This is a genomic window from Endoryza foliicola, from assembly GCF_050589245.1.
In the GTDB taxonomy this organism is placed as follows: Bacteria; Bacteroidota; Bacteroidia; order Chitinophagales; family Chitinophagaceae; genus Endoryza; species Endoryza foliicola.
The window spans coordinates 278,385-301,306 of record NZ_JBOBEW010000002.1 but is presented as its reverse complement, the minus strand read 5'-3'; the positions used below and the strand labels follow the sequence as shown (position 1 = coordinate 301,306).

Sequence of the window (22,922 nt, the reverse complement as noted above, 5' to 3'; positions counted from 1 at the left end):
ATCAAGCTGTCAATTTTTGATTTTGAAACAAAGCGATCGAGAAAACCTCTATCCACACTTTTGGAACAGTTGGCTCAACCGAATTACCAATAAATTTCTTTTTTTGAGTTTCATTGCCGGCCAACTTATAATCATCCCCAAAACCCTGAATCCTTAACAACTCTGGTACTCGAAGCATTCGCATCTTAATATCACTCAAACCATAATATGCCATAAAGTGCTTGATCTTCACGACAATCTCGGAATCACTATCATACACAGGAATATGGGCGGCATCTCCCAAAATGCTGATCAAATAAAGAGGGGACTTATCTTGTCTGGCAATGATAACAGGACAAGGATTTTCTACAGAACTGGTATGACCTCCATGAGACGGATTTAGAATGTAATGGTGCCGTCTACTTGCCAAAAGTGTTGGTGAGGGTTCGTTAATAGAAGACGGCTTATTTCCGTAAGATGTGGGCATTATGAACGGTTCCACTTGCACCAATCGATGCTTATCAGTAGGCAACAATGTACCTGCAGGTTCATCTACACTCTGATTTTGTGATTTGCTGCCAAAATGCTTATCAATAAAAAATTGAGGCTGTACAAGACTGCACCTATCTTTTGTCGTCAATGTCGGGCTCGGTTCACTCACTGATGAATTGTAGCCGTTCCCGTAATACTGACTCAAAAACTCTGGCTGTACTAAGCCTAAACGGGCTTGAGCAGCAATAACAGGAGCTGGCTGATCAATGCCCGGAGGAATATGAACACCCTTCTTTGACTTTGAATTATACTTCAATAAAAACTTAGTTTGAACAAGAGCTTGCCCATCTATAGTTTTAATGGTACCGGCGGGACCATCTACAGAGATATTTTTACCTGAAGGCTTGCCACTGTAATACTTGGTTATAAATGATTTGTCTCCCTTAGCAACAAACTTTTCAAGGCCTGCATATATTCTTTCGAATGTAGCATTAACCAACGGCTTTTTCCGATTGAAAATACTTTCGCCTTCATCAGTAAAATCAAGCACTTCTTTGACAGCTTTCCATGGTTTCAAGTTATTTGTGAATAAATCGGTTCTACCAACATTCTTTGCATGAGTAGCAGCCGGCCAAACAATTGGAAGACCATGCTTCGCAAAACAACCAAACAAACGGTTTCTTGACGTGTAAGAACCAAAATTAGCACTGTTCAACTGCTTCCATTCATCTTGAAAACCTATCTTTTTTACAGTGTTACACCATCTAACCCAATCTTTGCCATTGTCACGAGATTCTGGAATTCCTTTGAAGCATGGCTTAAGCAGTAAATCAAACTTGCAAGTTCCATCTTCATTTAAAATATATAACCCGTCATCATCAATCATTGCTACTTCAGTTTCTTTTAACTCAAAATTGCAGCATTGATAACCATCATTTGTCTTTTCAACAAATGCACTCATTGGTCCCCAGCTCATAAACTCAACTACATTTTCAATTTGAATAAAGTCTGGTTCTAATGAATGAATATATTTAAAAAGATGTAGTGCTAAAGTTCGACTATCAGCATCCCGCGGCTGTCCTCCTTTGGCCTTGCTGAAATTTGTGCACTCTAATGACGCCCACAAAATCAACTTTGCATTAGGGTACAATTTTCTATACATGTTAACGATATCAACCAATGGCTGTAGTTTCAGTGTACGGATGTCCTCTTCAAAGTGAATTACATCGGGATGGTTCTCCCAGTGGCTTTTAATAGCAATCGGGTCATGATTAACACAGGCAATCACTTTTACAATCTTCTTTCCATTGACCCTGGCTCTCTCAAAACCAGTCGTTGTGCCACCGGCACCACAAAACAGATCCACTACTAAAAACTGTATATCCTCGTTGACGTTTAACATGAAATAAGTTTTAATCTACGTATCCAATAATTTTTGATTCTCTGATAGTTTTCTCATGCAGCTCAGGCCTTTGCACCAATGTCAGGGGCTTTCTATTCTTAATCACATGGTTATTATTCTCATCAATCAGATGCAAAAGAAAAAATCCTTTTGAAGTAAGCTCTTGGTGATGGTACCTGATTGCTTTTCTTCCATCCTTAAGTTTATAAATAACACCGCTTCCCATCATTCATGATTTATGCTTCAACTAAATCAAATAGAGTAGGAATGTTTACCTCTGCCTCCGCAGCTCTGCAATAACTTGCTCCGTCCAAGAAGTAAGAGGGATTCAACTCAAAAGCTACTCCATATCGATTCTGCTTGATCGCTCGCACAGGGACCGTCATTAGACCGCCAAATGGATCCAATACAATGTCTCCCGGATTACTCATTTGCTCAATTACTCGATCAACGATATCAAATTGAAACGGGCACAAATGCATCTCTTTACCTTTACTCCATTGAGATCCGTTCAAAGTCAACATTCTTGTAATGTCTGACCATACTTCTTCAGACCATGAAGCGGGCTGAAGTAGCATGAAAGAAGTAGGGAGTTTACCATGCAACTCAAGTGTTTCGGCTATTTTAACATGATGCTCAAAATCATATACATCATTCAGTGTGTAGTCTCTGAACACTTTGAATATCTGATCGTGATCAAGTGATGCAATCTCTTCCGGATTCAAGTAACGATTCCCATTTGATCGGGCGAAAGCATGAGCATCAATTTGCCATCGAGATCTTGTGTATCTTTCCTTTGACTTTACAACGGGGATATCTGCATATGAATTTGAAGTGTCAGTAGGCGGCTTTCTAAATAATAGCAAGTATTCGGGCATTCCTACACCCATTTTTGAACCGTCTTTACATTGCTCAGTCCAACCCAATCTATACGTTTGATTGTTTTCCCTTACTACATCGGTAACAATAGTTTTCATTCCCATGTAACCAAAACCGTGCTTAATGTAATGCTGAATAGTATGTAAGTGAAAGGGGTACACAGTTTGAAAGCCCAATCCTGTCATTCCACCGGGAACAATTCTATCCTTAACATGAACTGCACAGATTCTACCCGGCATCAGCGATCGGAAAAGCTCAGGAGTCAAATAATCCATTTGCTCAAAGAATTCATCATTGTTTTCCGTATGCCCAAAGTCTGCATAGTTAGGAGAATATTCATATTGAGTTGAAAATGGAATTGAGGTAAGAATTAATCCTACGGAATTTGTTGCTAGGTTCTTACATTCAATAACAGTATCATTATTAACAATGTGATACATTTTACCTTTCACCTCTACTCTCTCAACTCCCATTTTGCGCGTTAAATGTTGGGCCATTGCTGCATGGCTTAGGCCGTACTTCTTAATAATCTCAGTCATGATTTTTTCTTGTTGATTGTGTTGTGTCCACTTTCTTTCTAGCTGCCTTCTTATCTCTCTTTCAGCCTCAGTGTAAATAATATCAATTCGACAACGATTCTTTTGTAAGAATCTGAGTATTCTATGAATGGATTGAATAAAGTCATTGAATTTGAATCCAATTCCTAAATAAATAGCCCACGAACAGTGACGCTGAAAGTTGCAACCAGATCCTGCAATTACCGGCTTGGCTGCTAGTTCTTTGAACTTGCCATATGAAAAGTCAGTAATGGCTTGCTCTCTCTCTTCTAAATCCTGAGAACCATAAATACTAACAACCTCTGGCAAAGCTCTTTCTATAGCTATACGCTCTGCTTCTAAGTCATGCCATATGATACGGTGAGCATCGGGATCTTCGTTTCTTATTTCAAGCATCTTATTGATTCTAGCTTTAAGGCTCTCTCGTTTTTCTTTTGGAGCATCGGAAATTCCGATCGCTAAGTTTTTGAAGAGCCGAGCCTGGCCGCTTTTCTCTACACCTGCAGTGCTATGATCAATTGGCAGTTCGTGCCAACGAAGATCAAGCGGCGGAAGATCGTAACCAATGTCATCTTCCTCATTTCCGGTCAGATCAGAAGGTTTTGAAACAAATAAAGCCCAAGATGCTACCCATAACCAAAACTCTTCTTCTTTGTGCTTGTGAATCGTTAGCTTATCTGCTTGTGTGCTGTCTCTCTTAAAGAATCTGGTTTTTGCTTGTGAGACATCCATAATTCCTAAAAAATCAGCGTAAGCAAGTAACTCTATATAATCGTTGGGAGATGGAGTAGCGGTTGCAACGAATCGATATGGAACACAATCTGTGCCTCTGCGATCGCCTAAAGGACCAGCATCACCGGTGAAGAGGCGCATGAATTCCCGAAATGTTTTTGTACCTCCGAATCCTCTAAGGACTGAAGCCTCATCAAGTGAAGCAACACTAAACAATCGGGGATCAAGTTTTCCATCACGAACGGTTTCATAGTTTGTGATGTATATTCCAGTATCAGATGCTTCTTCAATTCTTCGAATAAACTTAGGGCCTTCTTTCCACTTCAATATATTTACTGCATCTTGAGCAAATTCTTGTCTAACAGATAAAGGAGCAATGATCAAAGCCCTTCCTCCAATCTTACTAAGTACTATTCGAAGCGTTTCAAGCTGTGTAACTGTTTTGTGAAGTCCAAACTTTGCAAAGCAAGCTCTTCTACCTCCTTCAACTAGCCATTTAACCATTAATCGGTTATGTGGCTTCAACAGTGGACTTATTTCATCAATGTCAACACTTAATCCCGTTGACTGTGCGAGTCTGACTTTGCGTTTCAAAAAATTATTGTAGTCAATTGTCCCCATTGTAATTAACTTGTCTTTAGTTATAAAAGGATTGCTTCTCTATGAATTCAACGAGTGTATCTTCAAAGTCTTTATCAACTCCCCACTGAATTCCCCAATTCTGAATAACAAATTGATCTGTCAATTCTTTACTGGCAGCCAAAACAGCTCCTTCTCCTTCATGGCCTCCCCATGTAAAAGAACCGTTAGCCACGTAAGTATTTTGTAACTCAACACAAATTTTGTGATGATTTTCAGCCCATTCAATCATAGAGTCTGAATCAAAAGGGATGTAGTCAATTTGTCGAGAAATACTATTGATAATATTGCTGAGAGAGGTGTAGGCTGTTTCTTCATCCATTACAAAGCCCATATCAATCAGGGTTTTGCCATAGTCACTCTCAACTTTTACTGCATCAAATCCAAAGAATCCAACCTCAACTTCTGTTAGCAAATCACAAAGTGATTCGTAGTTTCGTTGAGAATATTTTAATGGCCCATGGTTATTGATCGATGAAGACATTAGGTTAGTGGCAACTTTATACAGATTCCCAACCCTACCATCTTTTAAATTTTCAGCCTTAATGCTATTAAGTTCTGCCTTAAATTCATCTTCATTTGATAATGTAGTATCAGGCTGCAAAGGACCTCTTAATCTACTTTGAATTTCTTCGTCTTGTTCGTGAATATAAATTTTCACGTCCTTAATATCAGAGGTTATTGACTGTACAACCCCTCCTGAAATATGTAACAAAATGTTTGACATCGAATTAATTTTTTAAACGTTTACATTCTAGATAATACAACAACCGGTTTTTACCATGCTGATTTAAATCAAATGCGGATCTATCTGGGAAGTGTCTACGGCGTATTTCTCTCAATCGATTGTAATCGTCTTGAATTTGTGATAGTAGAAAAGCATGCTCAGACTCTGTTAGCTTGCCTTTTATCTTCATCATTTTTAAGATGAATAAAACGTCTGTTGGCGGACACTTCTTTACTGCATTGATCAATCTATCAAATAGAATCCGGCCATTTGATTGTTTAATAACTACCATAGTACTGCGATTATATACCATTCATTGAGAGAGTATTGTCTTTTCCTATTCAAGGAGAATAAAGCGATTGGAGCATTAAAAATTCTATCACTTGATTTCTTGAATACAATAAAGCATTCGATTACATGTGCAATCTGGCCGTGAGATTTTTTTACGATTAAAGCTTTGGTTTTAACCGTATCAAAGTACCAGGGATGGGCAGAGCTATCAACAAATACTTGAGTGAATGATAATTGAGATAATAATAGAAAAGTAAGTAGGAAAATATACTTCATATATCGAGTTTTTAAAACACGATACATGATTCGGTTTGTTGTGGGTTTTGATGGGACGGATAATTGACTATGCAGTCACAGAAGAAAATGAGTTCTTGAGTGCAAGATAATCCATATTTACTTCATCTTCTGAAAGCCACAAAGATTTTGGTTTGAACTCAAGTAAATCTTTTTTAATATAGAAACTCTTGTTGTACTGGCGCATAATGGTTACACTATCAACCAGAAACTTAGTCCAATCAAATTTTTCTTCATGCTTTTTGAAGTGATTGAGCTTTCCGATTTTGTAAGCATCAACGTACTCATTTGTAATATGCATGATTTCAAGGGATTGATCAGGGTAAATAACGGGTTCCATTGATGCCCAAGTACGGATACCGTTATCATGCAAAATTTTCAAAGCATCAAAACGCTCCGATGGAAGTGAAGCACCTTTTTCCCATTTTCTGCTATCGTCTGGGTTAGTGAAAGTCAGGGATCCACCCACCTGAATATTAGGGCCAAACTTTTTAATAACATCCAAATCTTCAAGAACTCGATACCCTCCTTTGCTTAAAATGCTTACCGGAATTTTGTAATTAAGGAGTATTTCAAGCACTCTTCTTGTTAGTTGGGTTTTTTGATTGAACGAGCTGTAAGGATCGGTAGTGAATGAAAGAAATACTTGCTTCTCTGAATTTGCAAACTTCTTGGCACTAGATTCAACTTCTTTCAAAAGCTTCTTTTCTTCTTTGATGTAAACATCTGAGTGCACATAATCTTTATTGAATCGTTTCATCATGATTGGAACGTAGCAGTAAACACAACCATGATCACAACCTTTTATGTAGTTGAGTGCAAGCGGTGAATATTCACGGGCGGCACCCTTTGGTTCATATATAGCGGACATATTTTTTTTATTAAAGTTTAAAAGATGCCCCTCCCGTAGGAGGGGCGTTTGATCTATACAAGGGACATTGCTACATCAAAAGCGGTTTCAATTCTTTTTGCACCATTTTTGAAATACAGGTCCGTCATTTTTTCTTCTTGTGATTTGTAAGGTTTCACCCATCCGAGATATCCAGAGATTGCATTGTAGGCTCCCCATACTGTGCCATTGGCTGCATCAGTCAATTGCGTTGGATGGCTTTTTGCAAAATCCATGATCTCATCAACAGTTTTCACAAAACGATTTGAATAACCGTTTTCCAATTCTTCTTTAGTAATTACTTGAGAAGCTGGTCTCATCACTGTCTCAATGTACTCTCTCAATTTTTTATCTGTGATTTTTACAGATGCCATTTTATTGAAAGATTCGGTTAATTCAGTGGTATATGATGAAGTCATTCCCATGATTTGTGAAGCTGTTTGCAACTTTGCCTTTGCATTAGAAAAGTGAAGGATCGTGATTTTGTTGCTTAAATTTCTAAGTGCTGCCTGAAGTGTGTTGTTACATACTACGCGGATAGCTGAAAAACCGATCTGAATAGCACCTCCTTTCTTTCCGTGGTGACCAGAGGTCAAAATCAAATACTGTTCAACTTGTTCGCCATTTACCAAAATGTCTTTTGGTAGTTTGGCTGTGATGAAAATTTGTTCTCCTTTTCCGAGGGCACCGGCAGTTTGGAAAATTGCTTCGCCTTGATCAATAATTGAGTCAAAGAAAGAGAAAGCATCACGGTTCTGAACAACGTGGTAAGCTTCTGAAACAATACCAAGAGGCACGTTGTTGTCTGTTCTAACGGTTGCAAAATAACCTGGAATGATAGCACCGCCGGCAACTGTGATTTTCTTCTTTTTTACTTCATAATCTAGGCCGCCTAATTCGATGGCTTGTTCGGCTGTCATAGCTGATTCAACATACTGGCCGAGTCCGTGCCAAGCTTTTTCGCCTACTGCTGCAAAGCTTACTTTTCCTGTTTTTTCGTTGGTGTGCAAATTGTGTCCCATTGTATCTATTTTTTAGTTTAAAAATTATGAGCTTCATTGCTCATATATCGTTTTGAATACATACACAATATACTCACTTTCAACGTTTTAGCCAAATATTTAACCGCTTTTTTTTCGAAAAAATGAAAAATAATTTTTGCGATTTTGGGAGTAAAATTTGACCTTTTTTACCCCTTTTTTGGCTAAATAAGCCTTCATTTTCTCAAATCCGTTCGTTGAAAAAAGGGAAGGGCACTTTTCGATCATTTTGCGGCTATATCCGAGTTCAATTAATAGCTGTTTATTTAGCCCTCCTTGCATGGTTTGAATAAATGTACACACTACAGGCCCTTGATAATTTGAGGCGAAAACAAGCTCTAATTGATTGTATGGTGAGCCGTATGCATCAAGATCAATTAAATCAAATTTGGTTAGGTCCATCTTGCCCATAAATTTGGTGTTATCTCCTTTGAGATACACACCAACCTTATCTGGCTTTTGATCAATTCGAAGTACTTTGATTTTCTTATCTGGGTTTCTTCTTTTAATCTCCCCCCAAATTGCACCGTCTCCCGCAAAAGCCTCTAGCACTCTAACCTCTTTCATGTCTTTGATCAGATCCTGTCTAAGATCAATTTTAACCTCAAACATTTGAGCATCATTGTCGGTCTGTTTCTTCTTGGCCATATCTACTAGTTTGAAGCTTGTTCAAATTCAATACCGGGTACCGCTTTAATTTTCTCCAAATACTCTTCAATCTCAACGAGCAGCTCGGGAGGAAAAGAAATCAAAACATGAGTTTGATCATAAGGGCGAAGTGCTTCCTCTTTAATTTTTTTCTTTTGTCCATCTTGTTCAATATCGATTCCCCATTCGTTAGTGTCGATATCATATGCCTCTGCTTCTACTCTTAACACATCCTCATCTAGAACATAGTTCAATGCTTGAGTTTGGTTGTCCGCCAAAGCCATTTCTCTGCCTTCTGCTGAATTCAAATCAATATCGGGCCTTTTGACTGCAACCAACGTATCGGCATCGGCTTCCACAATCAATACTTTTTCAAACCCTGCCTCTTTAAATGCCTCTGCGGATTTGTTTCCTGCTATGGTTTGATTGTTTTTATCAATTAAAATGCTTCTACCGGCTCCAAATTTTTGAAAGGACCTGTTAAGTGCTTTTTTACCTACTTCACTACCTTTATTAAAATTCTTGTCATCTGGTACGATGTCGGCTATTTTAGCAGCTAAGATTTTCTTTTTCATTATTGTTCATTTAGTGTTACATGAATCTCTTCACCTTTCAAAAGGTTTTCAAGAACTACTTCCATAAAATTTCTTTGATCAGGTGTCAATAGACTTAATTTAGAATTCAATTCAGCAATAGCCAGTACATCAGATTGCATTTCATCTTTAAACTTCATCCTTGTTCGATCAGGTATCGAAGGATCAGTGATGATATGCTTTATAATCCAATCTACTTTTTTGGAGTAGATAGAAAACATACTTGCACCTTTCGATCGCGGATCACTTCTTATAAAGTCCATCATGTACTCATGTGAGATTTTTAAATGATGAAAGGCGGCCATTGCTGAAGGATTCATTTATATGAGTTTAAAGTGAATACTGAAAACATATATTGGGAGCTCCATTACTTCTTTTGAATATTTACTAATCGATGCATAAAGACTCAAATAAGAAGTTTGAGGAGAGCTTGTTGCAACTTCAGAATTATCGTATGTTTTCCAAAGCCACGGACCTACCCTTTCAATACCTTCAGCGATCGCATCGTCCTCAGATATTGAATGAAGTTCTTCTAGCTTTACATCAGTGATCTGTAACCAAAGCCGAGCATCTGTTCTTTTCATAAACAAAGGGCTTACCCATTTTACACTTTTGGGATCATCTTGAAAGTTTGCTCGGTAGTGTTTTGTTTTCCCATCAAAGTGAATCGCTTCTTTAACATACAACTTGTCGCCAGGGTTGCCATACTTACAAGTAACTATCTGATCAGGACGTGAGTTAATCTTTAAAAGCCATTGGCCTTTATCAACCTCTATCACTTGCTTTATTTCTCTATTCCTATCAACAAGAAACTCTCTTCTCGTGTTTGTTTTGGTTCTTGATTGAATTGATCTGATCATGTGATCCTTAAACAGAATTCCTTTTTCCATTGTTAACACTTGCTTTTTTGATTTGAATGAAAAAAACAATCGGCCAACTTATTGCAGCCAATAAAGCAATCCGATACGGATGCTTAAAAAACTTATTATAGTCTTCACGGTAAACATTAATCTTCACAATTCCGATAACCAATTGAATTATGAGTCCTGACAAATAGAGCAATAAAAATGTCTTCATATGAATAAGCGGTTAGTTTTTAATTCATGATTTGACGTAGATATTCAAAAAGCCATTTTGTAAACAGTCTGCAAAAAATGCATGCAAATCATTGCTGTCTGGATGAATCAATTTATCATAGACCAGTATCTCTTTAAAATAATCAGGAAGATCATCGGGAGGAATAATGCCACGTCTGCATCTCTGATAGAATGCTTCAACATTCGCTCTGTAATCATTTCTGATTTCTTCTTCAGAATAAATCCTTTGTGTTGGATTATCTTTCATGCGCTCTTCTTGCATACTTAACTGTTTTCTCTCTTCCGAGTATTGTGCTAAAACCTGAACAATCAATTCCAAATTCATGTTCTTACCCCAGTCCTTCACCCCTATCCCATTCTTTCTAAAAGCATATACAACCTCTTGAAAATTTAAATTCGGGAACCCTTCTACCAGCTTTAAGGAAAACTCTTCTATCAAAATCTTGGTGTATATTTTATCATCCGGAACACTCCAACCTGTAATGACGTGAATTCTCTGAATTGCCTCGGCTGCTTTTGTAAGCACTTGCGGTCTGCTTAATTGGCCGATAACCGTTTCTGCATACTTTTTCTCAAGAATCGTGACTTCCTCCCTCGTTAAGGCTGCCAAGGGCTTCTGAAATGATTGCGAAACCTCCAGACTTCTTTCCGATTGTGTTTTTTGTAACAGATTGTTGATCGAGTTCATTGGGCTGCTTTTTTAACCAGTTTCGAAAATGCACTAACTGCTTTGATCGGGAATTGTAAAACTCATCCTTCGAAATAATCAAAAACGATTTCCAATACTCATTGACTCGATCGGTGGAAAGGTTTCGTCTCATGGTGAGGAAAACAAACTCTTTGGTTGCGCCAATTTCTACATCGGTCAAAGGCAAATCTCTTTCCCCCTGCACCCCCTTTAATACACTTTTATTTTCATTATCAATTTCAATTTCCATATGTGAATCATATGATTCAGATATGTGTTTCATATCTTCCCTTTTTTTCGAGGTCCTATTATTACGCCTAGATTCACTATAAGCCTTTCGTTTTGAAATACTTGCAACAACCCACTCGATAAAAAAACCGGATTCATTTTCGCTCAAAACTGTTCTTAGCTCTTTTTTCTCTTCCTTAGAAAGCTTCTTTGTAAAGAAATTGTACTGTGCGTGTGAAATACATATGTTTCTCATATGTTCACACATGATTCTGTCATAGGCTACCTGAACTTTTTCAGACAGGCACTGAGTATCCCTCAAGTAATCTCCGGGATAAAAAATGAAACCTGGATCTTTGCTACTCATTTAAGTCTAGTTAGTTCTACTTATAAATTCTGTTACCTGCATGCAACTCATCAGCAATACCAAAAGGGGTTCTCAAGTTCGTGTATATGGGTTCCGGCCGCTTTAAGGGAAGTTTTGGTTCAGGAATAGATTCTGAAACAAACACCTTCTTAAATGACTTCTTTAGGCCTAATTCCTTGATCCTGCTCCTTACCCGATACTTAGGCATGTTTACTCTCGCACAAAACAACTCAAACTCCATAGACTCAGACCAACGCAACGGGAAGGATGGAAACTCTTTGATCAACTCCATATCAATATCAATAGGGCTATCCTTTGTTCTAATTCTCCTCACATCCTCTTTCGACAATCTACCCAATACAACATCATAGGTAGAAGTAAAACTCAAACAAAGTGCATCTGCAACCTCTCTAATACTCATCCCCGACTGATACATACTTCGTGCTTTCAAAACTGTTTCTTGATCAAACTGCTTGAGTCCTTTTCGTATCATGCTATTAATGACTTATAGATTTTAACGGCTTCTTTCAATGGATTTAGTAAATAATACCGGCAAACATTGTACTTCACTCCTTTCTCCTTATTCTCATAAGATTCAACCTTTGCATGGATTGAAACACCATAGTACCTTTTCAATTGGTGAATCCTCGCCGGTGGATAGGATGAATTGGTAAGTTCGCGAAGCTCAATAGATGTAATACTCCTTTTTTGAATCAACCAATATAAGGTTGAAGAAAGCTGTGATTCTGGTATTGGTATAGCGACTTTCATAGAATCCTAAAATTTATGATAAGCTAAAATCAAGAGTAGATTCTTCTTCACTTATGAGTGTCTCCATTATTCCTACATATCCTTTTGCTTGACCTGATGGAAACAAAACCATCATGCTTTTATCTTGATAAAATCTACAAATCAAGGATTCTGAAGGAAACAACTTTGCAGCAATCATTATCCATCTCGGATTAAATGCCACCATAGACCTCTTATCGAAAAGCTGATTAGCTATTTCTTTAACAAGAGAATCGACATCAGGAAATTTCAAATCAGTATCTACACTTACTGTAGCCTTCACACCGCCATTCTCGTAATAAATTGAGTTGTCTTGATCATTCACCTCGATCAAAGTGGCCTCCATTAATTCTTTCCAGAGATCTTTATGAATTAACATCCCACTCATTTTTTTAATTGCCTCTTCAGGAAGGGATGAATATTCTCTCAAATTCATCTGGGCGACTAAATGAGCATTGGTTGCAGTTGCAATCCCATCCAAAACTCTCACACAATTGAGTGCCGGTCTCAATCCGTCATCCGAACACGCCAAATGTATTGGAGGTAGTGTTTTACGCATTTTTCGTTTTTTTATGTTTAGAAATTATGAAACCCTTTTTTTCAGCCCATGAGACATTATTCTCAACGAACGTGTTGCAATAGTTGCAGCTACGCTTGAGTTTTGTCTTATCTAATAAGTTGCGCGCCGATCGCTTTTCAATGTGATGAAGCCCTTCTGCTATTCCTGTACAATCCGGACTTTTGATCTCACACATCTTATTATCAGCAAGCATCTCCTTTACTAATTTGTTGTACTTAACTTGGAGCTTCTGCCTCTTTTCGGAAAACCTGGCTATTGGTTTTTTCTGTGCAGTGACAGCCTTAGAACGATCACTTTGTGAGCTAGAAGGTTCTGAAGCATAAATTCTATGAGATATGCAATAGCCATTTTTTTCAGGATGTCTTTTGCACAACGGGAACTCACATACTATGTCCATGATCAATGGTAGTTTGAAATTTTAAACTCTTCTTTTAATGCCGAAATGATTGTTCTCAGGGAATCAATCGAATGAACCAATGTCCTGCTGATTCTTTCGCTCAAGTCATACCAATAATGCTCTTGTTGACAAATTGTATTCACATAGTCTTTAATGAGCATTGGCGAAAAGTGCTTCTTGTTTTGAAATTCATCAGCAACTGATTCGTATGCAAGTTTCTTTCTTTGGTTAAGGCATCGCTTTGATCGAGCCATTTGTTCATTTACATAGGGGAGATAGTTACAAAGAATTCCTAACGTCTGAATGTACCAGTCAAGAGACTGCGTATGTATTAGATTTTCAGTACGTTCTTTTATGTCGTTATATACTTTCTCAAGCTGTTGAATGTCCCTTTCAATTTGCATTTGTGTTAGTATGGTAATAGTGATAGATCAAACTCAGTTCTTTTGGAAGCAACCTTCACAAGTTTTCCGGTCGCTTGCGTAGCCTTTTTAATGAACTGTTCTTCGTGGCTGTTGTTTTCACTCAAATGAATCAATACAATATTCATAACTTTTGAAAGATCATTAGCTTTTAAGAGTTCAACACAAGTCTGAATTGACATGTGACTTTGAATGATACGATCTCTCAAAAATTTGCGGTCCTCCTTTAGTTTACGATCAATTATTTCCTCACAGTAATTTGCTTCTACTACTATCTGTGTCAGTTCAGGAAACTTGTATTGTGTGTAAACAGTATCAGTTAAAAATAACAGTTTTCCAATGTCCTTGTGCCGAATGATATAGCCAAAAGGCTCTGCGGCATCATGTAATACATCAAATGGCTGAATCGAGAAACCACCAATATTGTAATGGCAAAATCTTTTAATTGGTTTTGATCTGTGTGATTTCTCTATATCAAGAGCAGCTAATGTACCCGGTGATGCATAAACATCAATACCATATGAAAGTAAATTGGCAACATACTTAGAATGATCGCCGTGTTCATGCGTTATTATAGCCCCAACAACTCTTTTCAAATCGAATTCTAACGCCACCTGCACATCATGGAACTTACAACCTGCCTCAATAATCAATGCCTCAGTTCCATTATCTAAAATGTAACAGTTACCACTTGAGTTGCTGCCAATTACTTTCAATTTCATTTTAATAACCAGGCCCGTCTGAGGGCATATTTTGATTATCGTTACTTTTATTCGTCTCTGCAGGTTTTGTACCTGTATTCGGAGATGGTTCAGAAGGCTTAGCTTCTTCTGGTACCGGCGCAGCTTCTGATTTTACATTTTGATCAGGAGTCTCAGGAATAACAGTACTATTAGCATTTGCAGATGCCTCCTTTTTAGTAAAGGTTTTGACATCAATCACCTCTGCATCTGTGATATCATGAAGCTCTTCAACCGTCGGCATCCCCATACTGATTTCAGGTGCAAAAGAATTGGTCCAAAAACTTGCAGCTCTATATCGGAGCATTACCATTGGCATAGTTTTCCACTTCGAACCATCTTTAGTGTACCAACCTTCCATAATCGCCATAGAAAGTGTTACCTCAATTGATTCTAATGGAGAATCAGACTTCAATGGAGTAGTAAAGGCGGTAACACCAACGTCTTCAATATCCTCGGTAAACTCTTTCTCTTTTGGAAGCTTCCTTTTCGCAACACCGTCCCACTCATACTCAATGTACTTGAGACCTTTAAGGCTCTTGCCTAGCTTTCTCTCTTTGAATTGAAGAGGCTTAAAGCGGCCACAAGTGTTTACTGTAGCAATAAGAAACTTGCTTGAGAATGAAGGCCGACCATATACGATGTACATATTCTGCATGATCATCAAAGGAGATGCCTTCGTTCTGATGGACATTTCGAGGGCAATCATGCAATTTGCGATCGCTTTCTCTTTTGAATTCTTTTCATTGATTCGGTACATATCTGGTACCAAATCAGAACTGGATAACATAACGCATACTTTTTGCATGCGCTCAAATTGTTGAGGATCGAGATAGTTGAACGAGTCAGGGACTACTGTTAGTTCCCTTATTGGCTCGCTCACTGTTTGATTTGTATTCATCTATTTTTTAGTTTAATTGATTGCAAATAGTTCTTTAGCCTTTGGAAGTTCAATTCTTAGCTTCTTGTCCGGCTCAGATACAACGAGACGAATGATCTGTGCTTCTGAATCGATCAATTCAGTTACCGACTCCGCGTTATCAATAAATACAGGGGCAACCACGCCATAGAATTTTGACAAAGAATTGATAATGTCAAGACCGGCATTGATCTTAGATGCATTGTTAGCATCGGGGAATGGAACACCATCAACGAGCGTGATACATGCAGGGAATTCGTTACCATCATTGGTAGTATCAAACATTCTAAACTTGACAAGCGAAAAGAATTGGTTAACATTCTTCTCAACGATATCCATTTCAAGTTTCTGAAACTGTTCGATGTGAAATTCCTGCTGTTCAAGCAAAGCAAGATCAGAAGACAATTGACGCTCTTTAGAGTTCAATTCGTTAATACGGTCCCTACTTTGTTGAATGATTTTTTCTTGACCTAACTTAGAATCAATCTCTTCCAATTGGCCTTGATAGATTTTCTTATCGGCAGAATAGTCTTTTGAAGGTGACTCTTTGCTATGCTGTAATGCTTCAATTTCAGACTCAATAACAGAAATATTAAGATTGTGAGACTTAATCTCTGAATCGTTTTCTACAAGCCTTAAATAATCCTGGTTCTCGGAATTCGAAAGACTTGTATGCTCAATTTCAAGCTGTTGTATTTTTTCATTCAATGCAGCTAAGTCTTGAATAGCTTCTTCGCGTTCTTTATTCGCTTGAATTAAAAATGCCTGTTGTTCGTCAAGACTTTGCTTTGTTAGCTTTCCTTGGCTTGTGTTTTCAGCAATTTGTTGAGCCTTGAGTTGATTGAATTGATTCAATCTTTGCTGCTCTTCCTGCTCAAATTCTTGTGCCCTTTGTGATTGAGTTTTTAAGATGATTTGTTCATCATAGCGACGTTTACAAACAGGACAAGCGCAATCCGCTTCATCAAAAACCAACTCTTTTCTCTGAAACTGTTGTGCATTGATCTTTGTCCAAGCGGCTCGAAGTTTTTGAAGCTCATCAGTGAGTCTTTTAATGCTGCTTTCGATTGAAAGAATTCTTGGACTTAAATTCGCTAATGCAGAATCAATAATGCGCTTTCGATTTTTCAATTCAGCAATCTTAGTTTCCCGATCGGTGCGATTGGCAAACATAGCCGTTTTGATTTCATTCTTACGCTTTTCAATTTCATGTTGAAGAGCATATACTTCACTCTGCTTTGATACAATTAGGTTGTTCAAGTCCTTAAATGCGTCACGGTCCTTGGAGATAATAGCATCTATCTTGATCAATTCCTGTTGAATTGATTCGCGTTGAATCCGGAGATTGGCAAAGTCGGGAATGTCACGAAGAACAAGGTTTGCTTCATCAATACGAGCGGGAATCAAATCCAACTCAGCTTTGATCTTATTTTTCGAAGCATTGATTGATTTACGAAACTCTTCAAGGGTTTTGTACTGCTTTAGTTCTTCAAGCAGCTTCAAGAAATTAGGATTGGTACCGGCAATTGATTCTTTCGTGATGGTGCCGGCCATTTCTGTTAGAATGGATCTTCTATCCTGCCACTTCTTTCCGTTGAAGTAAGAAGTATTGGTAAGAAGTTTAAACACACCTTCATCAATCAAAGAGGCTATTGATGCTTTAAACTCGCTAGCTTTTTTGGGAACACCGTTCCAAAAGTAAATTGTTTCGTTGCCAGAGAACTCTGAGTTCTCTTTTCCACGGGGCTTTCTCCATACTTCACGAAGGGTACGAACAATGTTGTACTCTTTGCCATCGGCTACGATGTCGGCTTCTACCGTGTGTTCAATCTTATCAATGACACGATCGCCTTCAATGGTTTTGATTTGGAAATTAGTGTCATCTCTATCAGTTGAATCTTTACCAAACAAGAGCCATAACCAGGCATCAAAGATGGTAGTTTTACCGGTCCCGTTATCGCCGTAAATGTTTGTTATTCTGCTATCAAAGTCAATTGTAAGATCTCTGATGCCTTTGAAGTTTGTCAACTTCAGTTTTTTCAAAACAATTTTCATAATTTTGAGTTATCTATTTTTTAGTTTAAAACTAAAATCAGGGGCTACTTTTCGAGGTGCGCCCCTCTTTTGTTTATAATAAGAGACTTTTGTTTTAAATTGAGCCCGAAGTAGAAACAACGGGCGTTTAACTAAACCGAATCACGTAACAGTGAATTCGCCAACTGGGCAGGATTCGAACCTGCATGAACACTCAAACCTTTACGCTGCCATTACTTTACGAGTATTTTCACGGCTCCCGCTACCGAGTTCATATTGTGTGCCTACCATTCAGCCACCAGTTGATTGAGCCCCATGAGTGGAAACAAACGGGGGTAGATTATGAATAACACTTTGCTTATGCCAACTAAAACCAACTCAATAAAAAAGCCCGGGAAGCGATCACTGAAGAACTTGAACACATTGCTTAAAGCGGGTTCCTTCCCGAGGCTATTGCCGTCTTTCCGGCTGTCCACATGCTTCATTCAGATTATCTACGGCCAAGCATGCTACGGCAAGGCTCTGAACTGCCTTTCTCTTTTTTCCATTTCCTTTCAAAGCGTTGCATCCTGTTTACTCATCTGCAATAACAAGTAAGAGGCACTTTCAAAGTCTGGGTGTGCGATCACCTCTTTTGATGCATCCATCCTGATTTAAAATAAAAATGCATGAAGCAGGGAGTGGATTCGAACCACTGACCATTGGCTTATGAGGCCAATAAGCTACCGCTGCTATACCCTGCTTTATAAACCCCTCTCCATAAAAATGGAATGGGGGAAACGTATAGGCTTGATGCGAGTGAAGGGGTAAAGATTCGAACTTCAAAGCCCCGGATCGGCTCCCCTTCATTTAGTCAAGATGTAGAAACACCTCGACTGCATTTCAACGATTGCTTGCTATGTCGTACTTTTTCAAAAGCACTCTACTAACCAGAAATATTATTGATGCTGCTGCTAATCGTATTACGATTTCCTGTGTTGACATAACTTCTCTTTTAACCAGATTATAGTTTTTCTTAGGTCCGTCCATATGAACCAAAGAAGTGAACACAGGGCAAACAGGATTAGAAAAACGATCTTGACTATCATAGGGATAAGATTAACTTCTGAACAATCGGCCTTCACTTGAAACACAAGTAAGAGCTTCAGCTTTTTTCAAACCGTGCAATGTGGTGCGGAGAAATGATTTCTCTTCTGTGGACTGAGCTTCACTCAATCTCTTCGTGTAATGCGCAATTTGAAACTGTCGGAAAAAGTCTTTATCAGACTGCTGCTCTAAGGGCAACGATTCCAGTGACATTGTATTCATAACCACCTGATTTGTTTTTTCGATATTGAACCAAATTGTTATTTCTTCTGTAGCGAAGCTGCTCTTTGGTCCAACCGGTGAGTTTTAAAATGTCACTGGCCGTCACATAGCGGCTCTGCTGCTGCTGAATTACTTGATCAAGTTTGCGGTGTAGTGCCTTGATTTCTAGTCTCAATTCCTTTAAATCGTTGTCCATACTACTAAGCGGGTATTGTTAGTAAATCAATTAGGCCGTAGGTTTACACCGCTGTTTTAATGATTTCTTGGCGGCGTTCTTGAACTTTAGCTCTGAAGTACGATAAGAGTTTCATAGCCATATCAAGATCACGGCCTCTGCCATTCAGGTAGATTGAGATAACCGGTGTAGAAGCTGGTGCTCCCTTTCTATCCTCGGCCGAAATGTTTGGTTTAATAGCTACCAAGGCCTCGTTCGCTAACTCCAAATCGGTCTTGTTTGGCGTGTTTGGTACTTGTTCCATATTTCGGTATGTTTGTTTGTGTATTGTGGAGTAAAGGTAATAAACAATTGGCTAATATTCCAAATTATTGTCAAAGTTTTTTTGAGTTATTTTTAAATTATTTTTGAAACATTGTTGCAGATTTGGTAAGCGAAAAAGACATAGAGCAGTTTTATAAGGACGTAGAAAGCCTCGGACTCAAGTTTCCAGTGGCTTCTATAGCCAGTGCCACGGGCTTTTCAATGCCAACGGTATCTCAAATGCTGTCAAAAAAGAAATCCCCAAGCGAAGGCTTATTGAAGAAGTTTTATGCCTATTTCGGGAATGAGCTAAAAGTTTCACATGAAACAATTGGTAAATATTCGTCTAATAAAGAGTCTGCAAAAGAAAATCCTCTCTCCGGACACATGATAACCATGAGCATCGAAGAAAGGATTTCTGAACTGTTGGATGACAAAAAGACCTTGAAAGAGTCTATTCAGCTCAGTTTAAATGCTCTGCTTGAAAGTCAGCAGATTTTACAGGCCAAGTTAAGCGCAACCCTTGAGCAAGTAATTCAGGTTTCATCCATGTTACAACAGAAGCCTGTTGAAGATTTGCGTGATAGTGTGGGCAAAGCAATTTCCGATCACGTTTTAGATCTTCGTACACCGGGCAAGATCTCCGGCAAGTAATACAGATACGGGACATAAGGTTAAGGATTTAGGTTATGAATAGCGCATAAAGCACAGTGTCAAAGATGTTCTAACTATAAATTTACACATTAATGAAAACTTTCTTTTTAAGTCTGATCTTTTTCGTTGTATCATACAACTCTTTCTCACAACAAAAGAAAAAAGCTAAGCCTGAATTTCAAGGCATCTCTATGGGGATTACAGCAAATGGCTACATATTCAAAGGAAACACATCAGCTTTTGGAGCAGGATTATCTTTTCTGACTGATAGTAGGAACAAAATGCAAGCGGGATTTCATTTTAATACTATCTTCTTCTCAGACAATACAGTTGGTATCCCATTAGGACTTGAGTTTCGAATAAAAACAACAAAAAAGTTAGTAACTCCTATGGCAACTGCCCAGATTGGAATGTTTGCCTATAAGAACAAGAAGACTTATACGAACGGTGTTTTCCACTTCAATACTGGATTTGGATTTCTTTTCGGTACAAATCAAAAAAGAAGCCCTTATGTAATGGCAAAATTCCAGGGGTTTGTTAACCGTATTACTTCTCAGGGATATAAAAGAGATTTCACTACCAATGCTTTCAATTTGGCAATTGGAATTAACTTCAATAACTACTAATATGTCAAGACTATATACAGTATTACTTTTTAGTATGTCATGTTTCGTTTGTATTGGGCAAACAAAAACTAATACCAAAAAGGAAAAGATCAATGTTTCTCTGATTGGTACTGCCTATTTATTTGAAAACAAAACATACGGGGGAGCTACTTTCTCAATGCTCACTACACACAAATCCCCTGCGCAAATTGGTATAGTCGGTGGTCTTGCAAAGATCTCCGACGATGGATTCAGCTATCCGGTTGGATTCAATTTTCGTCTGTCATCAAGCAAAAGCAACATAAGCCCAGTAATTGATGTTCAAGGAGGTGTACTGATCTACAATCAAAAGCTTGCGCCTTCAACTTATATCAAAGGGTTAAGTTTCTTCAATGCAGGGGCCGGAATCGTTTTCGGCAATACCAAAAAAGCTAGCTTCATGATTCTGGGCAAATACCAGGTTTTTACAACTACATTGTACTTGAATAATCGATCAAGCGGGAACTCAAAAGCTGAAGTATTTCAAGTTTCTTTAGGCATTAACTTTCACTAAAAAATAAATCAATGAAAACACTATCCTTAATTGTATCAATCTTAATTTGTACAAGTGTTTATTCTCAAAGCGATTCTTCTTTGATGTTCAGAGAAGTAGTTAAAATGGACTCATTATCTAAAAAAGAAATAGGCTTGCAGGTGCGTGAATGGTTCCATAATACTTTCAAAAACACCAAAAATGTGGTTGATGTCAACGATCTAGAAAATGGACAGTTCCTCGGAATGGGTTCGTTTTCTTATGTTGAATACATTAAAGTAATGGGCCTGAAAACTCCAATTTACGGGAGTGTTCGATATAAAATTAACATTGAAGTGAAAGATGGTAAGTATCGTTTCGAGATTGGTCCTTTTATGGTTGACGATGAAGAAAAGGGAACCAATTACGTATCAGATTATGTGTTAACTACAAGTAACGTGCACCCCTCAACTTTAAAAAGTAATTACGGAGGTAAGAAATTCAAAGAAAGCTTAAATGAATTATGGAATAATATGAAGAAGAGAGCCGAGAACGAAGCTTCGATTCTTTCTTCATCTCTCAAGGCTTCAGTAAAATCAACAAAGACTTCTAACGACTGGTAGTTCTAAGTAAAGAATGGGTGGCTTTTCAATCGATCAGCTACTTCATCTTCACTTTCCTTGTAGTATCGCTGCAGAGTTGTCATTTTTTTCAGGCCGGCTAGTTTCATAACTTCATTGTGATTCAAGCCGGCTTTCAGCAAATTCGTTATAAAGGATCTTCTAGCTGTGTGGTTTGACACCATTTCCCACTTCTGATAATACTCATCTCTCCTTATTCCTCCCTTTGTGACGCTGTACAAAAAAGGCTGATTGATTTCCGCTAGCTGAGCAACCTCCTTTATGTATTGATTCAATTTCTGATCGGAAATTTTGCGAGGGAAGCCTCCCCACTTTTCAAGTATCTGACGAACATATTTATGCACCGGTATGGCAACTACGATATCGGTTTTCTCATTGACTATTTTAATCGTATCTCCATTCAAATTTGAATTGCTGAGAAGTTTTATATCTGCAATTCGAAGGCCGGTAAAGCAGTCAATAATAAACCAATCCCTGGCTAAATCCAATCGATCATTCAGATCCTTGAGGTTGTAAATTCGGTCCAGTTCTTCAATGGTCAAATAAATGTCTGGTGTTTTCTCATCCGGAACTTTGAATTTACGATAACTCATGTTTGAGTGATACCCGGCTTCGTGGGCTGCATCCATAAATACGCGAAGGTTCTTGATCACTTTACCAATGGAATTGATCGAGTAGTTCTTTGAGTTAAAATATGAGATTAACTTGTCATAGAACTGCGGGGTTATGTCATTAAAGTTCAATTTAGGATTGTAGCGAAACAACAAGTCTCTCGAGTGTCTGTACCCCTTGATCGTCTCGGCTGAGAATATTTTCCCTTTTCCAGTTGTTGCGCGGCCAATCTCCCGATCATCAATTATTGAATCTATGGCACCAAAGAACCCCGAAGCTCTTGTTTTTCGATTCAATAGGGAGTCAAGTTCATCTTTGAGTTCTTTGGCTGAAATCGGCTTATTTAGCCTTTTATGGTCACTAATGAATTCTTCTACTGCTACTTCAATTCGATTAAGTATTGTGTTGACCGTACGATCTTTAGTTCGCTCGTTAATCCAGTCGCTAGGATGAACTTTTTCTTTAACCGGGTAAACAAATCGGCCTTCCGGAAGTGAGAGCTTCAGGAAAATTGCAGTAGGTTTGTCTTGTTTGGGCTTGTCTAAGTAGTACGGCATAGAAATTTCACTGACACAGTTACTGACAAATATAAAACAAATATTGACACTTTAAAACACCATACAACACACCGTACAAAATCACAGTTATTTGATTACTAGCTATTTGAGTATAAAATAATGATAATCAGAA

At 38.2% G+C, this 22,922-nt stretch carries 28 protein-coding genes and 2 tRNA genes; 4 read left to right on the top strand and 26 right to left on the bottom strand.

The window, feature by feature from the left end; all coding sequences use genetic code 11:
- Nucleotide 1: 1 nt before the first annotated feature.
- The 25 genes from ACQ2HE_RS05325 to ACQ2HE_RS05205 form a co-directional block, all read right to left on the bottom strand.
- The gene (locus ACQ2HE_RS05325) at nt 2–1,873 is read right to left on the bottom strand and encodes a DNA cytosine methyltransferase (protein WP_430897670.1); all 1,872 of its coding nucleotides are present in this window, start codon (nt 1,871–1,873) and stop codon (nt 2–4) included.
- A gap of 236 nt (nt 1,874–2,109) precedes the next feature.
- Nucleotides 2,110–4,635, bottom strand: coding sequence for a DNA methyltransferase (locus ACQ2HE_RS05320; protein ID WP_430897672.1), 2,526 nt, complete (start codon nt 4,633–4,635; stop codon nt 2,110–2,112).
- A 43-nt stretch (nt 4,636–4,678) separates the two neighbouring features.
- Nucleotides 4,679–5,407 (bottom strand): UBA domain-containing protein, encoded by a 729-nt coding sequence (locus tag ACQ2HE_RS05315; RefSeq protein ID WP_430897674.1) that lies wholly within the window; start codon nt 5,405–5,407, stop codon nt 4,679–4,681.
- 634 nt (nt 5,408–6,041) lie between these two features.
- Complete coding sequence (locus ACQ2HE_RS05310; protein ID WP_430897675.1) at nt 6,042–6,863, bottom strand: SPL family radical SAM protein; 822 nt, start codon at nt 6,861–6,863, stop codon at nt 6,042–6,044.
- Between the two features lie 53 nt (nt 6,864–6,916).
- Nucleotides 6,917–7,903, bottom strand: coding sequence for a DUF932 domain-containing protein (locus ACQ2HE_RS05305; RefSeq protein WP_430897677.1), 987 nt, complete (start codon nt 7,901–7,903; stop codon nt 6,917–6,919).
- A 99-nt stretch (nt 7,904–8,002) separates the two neighbouring features.
- Complete coding sequence (locus tag ACQ2HE_RS05300; protein WP_430897679.1) at nt 8,003–8,569, bottom strand: hypothetical protein; 567 nt, start codon at nt 8,567–8,569, stop codon at nt 8,003–8,005.
- 5 nt (nt 8,570–8,574) lie between these two features.
- Nucleotides 8,575–9,144 (bottom strand): ParB N-terminal domain-containing protein, encoded by a 570-nt coding sequence (locus tag ACQ2HE_RS05295; RefSeq protein WP_430897681.1) that lies wholly within the window; start codon nt 9,142–9,144, stop codon nt 8,575–8,577.
- Entirely contained in the window at nt 9,144–9,482 is a 339-nt protein-coding gene (locus ACQ2HE_RS05290; RefSeq protein ID WP_430897682.1) for a hypothetical protein, read from the bottom strand. Before ACQ2HE_RS05290 ends, ACQ2HE_RS05295 begins: the two co-directional genes overlap by 1 nt.
- The gene (locus ACQ2HE_RS05285) at nt 9,483–10,022 is read right to left on the bottom strand and encodes a hypothetical protein (protein ID WP_430902425.1); all 540 of its coding nucleotides are present in this window, start codon (nt 10,020–10,022) and stop codon (nt 9,483–9,485) included.
- A gap of 7 nt (nt 10,023–10,029) precedes the next feature.
- A complete protein-coding gene (locus ACQ2HE_RS05280) occupies nt 10,030–10,239 on the bottom strand; it encodes a hypothetical protein (protein WP_430897686.1) in 210 nt (69 codons plus the stop codon).
- Nucleotides 10,240–10,263: 24 nt separating this feature from the next.
- Complete coding sequence (locus tag ACQ2HE_RS05275) at nt 10,264–10,869, bottom strand: hypothetical protein (protein WP_430897688.1); 606 nt, start codon at nt 10,867–10,869, stop codon at nt 10,264–10,266.
- Nucleotides 10,832–11,542: a hypothetical protein gene (locus ACQ2HE_RS05270; RefSeq protein WP_430897689.1), complete on the bottom strand. Its 711-nt coding sequence runs from the start codon at nt 11,540–11,542 to the stop codon at nt 10,832–10,834. Before ACQ2HE_RS05270 ends, ACQ2HE_RS05275 begins: the two co-directional genes overlap by 38 nt.
- A 16-nt stretch (nt 11,543–11,558) precedes the next feature.
- Complete coding sequence (locus tag ACQ2HE_RS05265) at nt 11,559–12,035, bottom strand: hypothetical protein (protein WP_430897691.1); 477 nt, start codon at nt 12,033–12,035, stop codon at nt 11,559–11,561.
- Nucleotides 12,032–12,313, bottom strand: coding sequence for a helix-turn-helix domain-containing protein (locus tag ACQ2HE_RS05260; protein WP_430897693.1), 282 nt, complete (start codon nt 12,311–12,313; stop codon nt 12,032–12,034). The genes ACQ2HE_RS05265 and ACQ2HE_RS05260 overlap by 4 nt, the downstream gene beginning before the upstream one ends.
- 13 nt (nt 12,314–12,326) lie before the next feature.
- A complete protein-coding gene (locus ACQ2HE_RS05255) occupies nt 12,327–12,890 on the bottom strand; it encodes a hypothetical protein (protein WP_430897695.1) in 564 nt (187 codons plus the stop codon).
- A complete protein-coding gene (locus ACQ2HE_RS05250) occupies nt 12,883–13,308 on the bottom strand; it encodes a hypothetical protein (protein WP_430897697.1) in 426 nt (141 codons plus the stop codon). Before ACQ2HE_RS05250 ends, ACQ2HE_RS05255 begins: the two co-directional genes overlap by 8 nt.
- Nucleotides 13,309–13,310: 2 nt before the next feature.
- Nucleotides 13,311–13,712: a hypothetical protein gene (locus ACQ2HE_RS05245; protein ID WP_430902424.1), complete on the bottom strand. Its 402-nt coding sequence runs from the start codon at nt 13,710–13,712 to the stop codon at nt 13,311–13,313.
- 5 nt (nt 13,713–13,717) lie between these two features.
- Complete coding sequence (locus tag ACQ2HE_RS05240) at nt 13,718–14,452, bottom strand: MBL fold metallo-hydrolase (RefSeq protein ID WP_430897699.1); 735 nt, start codon at nt 14,450–14,452, stop codon at nt 13,718–13,720.
- 1 nt (nt 14,453) lies between these two features.
- Complete coding sequence (locus tag ACQ2HE_RS05235; protein ID WP_430897701.1) at nt 14,454–15,260, bottom strand: hypothetical protein; 807 nt, start codon at nt 15,258–15,260, stop codon at nt 14,454–14,456.
- A 123-nt stretch (nt 15,261–15,383) separates the two neighbouring features.
- A complete protein-coding gene (locus ACQ2HE_RS05230) occupies nt 15,384–17,444 on the bottom strand; it encodes an AAA family ATPase (RefSeq protein WP_430897703.1) in 2,061 nt (686 codons plus the stop codon).
- A gap of 160 nt (nt 17,445–17,604) precedes the next feature.
- Nucleotides 17,605–17,728: transfer RNA gene (locus ACQ2HE_RS05225), tRNA-OTHER, on the bottom strand.
- Nucleotides 17,708–17,908 (bottom strand): hypothetical protein, encoded by a 201-nt coding sequence (locus tag ACQ2HE_RS05220; protein ID WP_430897705.1) that lies wholly within the window; start codon nt 17,906–17,908, stop codon nt 17,708–17,710. The genes ACQ2HE_RS05225 and ACQ2HE_RS05220 overlap by 21 nt, the downstream gene beginning before the upstream one ends.
- Nucleotides 17,909–18,094: 186 nt before the next feature.
- A tRNA-Met gene (locus ACQ2HE_RS05215) sits at nt 18,095–18,166 on the bottom strand.
- A 518-nt stretch (nt 18,167–18,684) separates the two neighbouring features.
- A complete protein-coding gene (locus tag ACQ2HE_RS05210) occupies nt 18,685–18,927 on the bottom strand; it encodes a hypothetical protein (RefSeq protein ID WP_430897706.1) in 243 nt (80 codons plus the stop codon).
- 43 nt (nt 18,928–18,970) lie between these two features.
- Complete coding sequence (locus ACQ2HE_RS05205) at nt 18,971–19,210, bottom strand: hypothetical protein (protein WP_430897708.1); 240 nt, start codon at nt 19,208–19,210, stop codon at nt 18,971–18,973.
- 122 nt (nt 19,211–19,332) lie between these two features.
- Between ACQ2HE_RS05205 and ACQ2HE_RS05200 the strand changes: the two genes are divergently transcribed.
- The 4 genes from ACQ2HE_RS05200 (at nt 19,333) to ACQ2HE_RS05185 (ending at nt 21,602) form a co-directional block, all read left to right on the top strand.
- Nucleotides 19,333–19,863, top strand: a complete 531-nt coding sequence (locus tag ACQ2HE_RS05200) for a hypothetical protein (protein WP_430897710.1) — start codon at nt 19,333–19,335, stop codon at nt 19,861–19,863.
- Nucleotides 19,864–19,955: 92 nt separating this feature from the next.
- A complete protein-coding gene (locus tag ACQ2HE_RS05195) occupies nt 19,956–20,489 on the top strand; it encodes a hypothetical protein (protein WP_430897712.1) in 534 nt (177 codons plus the stop codon).
- Nucleotide 20,490: 1 nt separating this feature from the next.
- A complete protein-coding gene (locus ACQ2HE_RS05190; protein WP_430897714.1) occupies nt 20,491–21,021 on the top strand; it encodes a hypothetical protein in 531 nt (176 codons plus the stop codon).
- 11 nt (nt 21,022–21,032) lie between these two features.
- Entirely contained in the window at nt 21,033–21,602 is a 570-nt protein-coding gene (locus ACQ2HE_RS05185; RefSeq protein ID WP_430897716.1) for a DUF4468 domain-containing protein, read from the top strand.
- 2 nt (nt 21,603–21,604) lie between these two features.
- Here the strand turns inward: ACQ2HE_RS05185 and ACQ2HE_RS05180 are convergent, their stop codons facing one another.
- On the bottom strand, nt 21,605–22,789 hold the full coding sequence (locus ACQ2HE_RS05180) for a tyrosine-type recombinase/integrase (RefSeq protein ID WP_430897718.1): 1,185 nt from the start codon (nt 22,787–22,789) through the stop codon (nt 21,605–21,607).
- Nucleotides 22,790–22,922 lie beyond the last annotated feature (133 nt).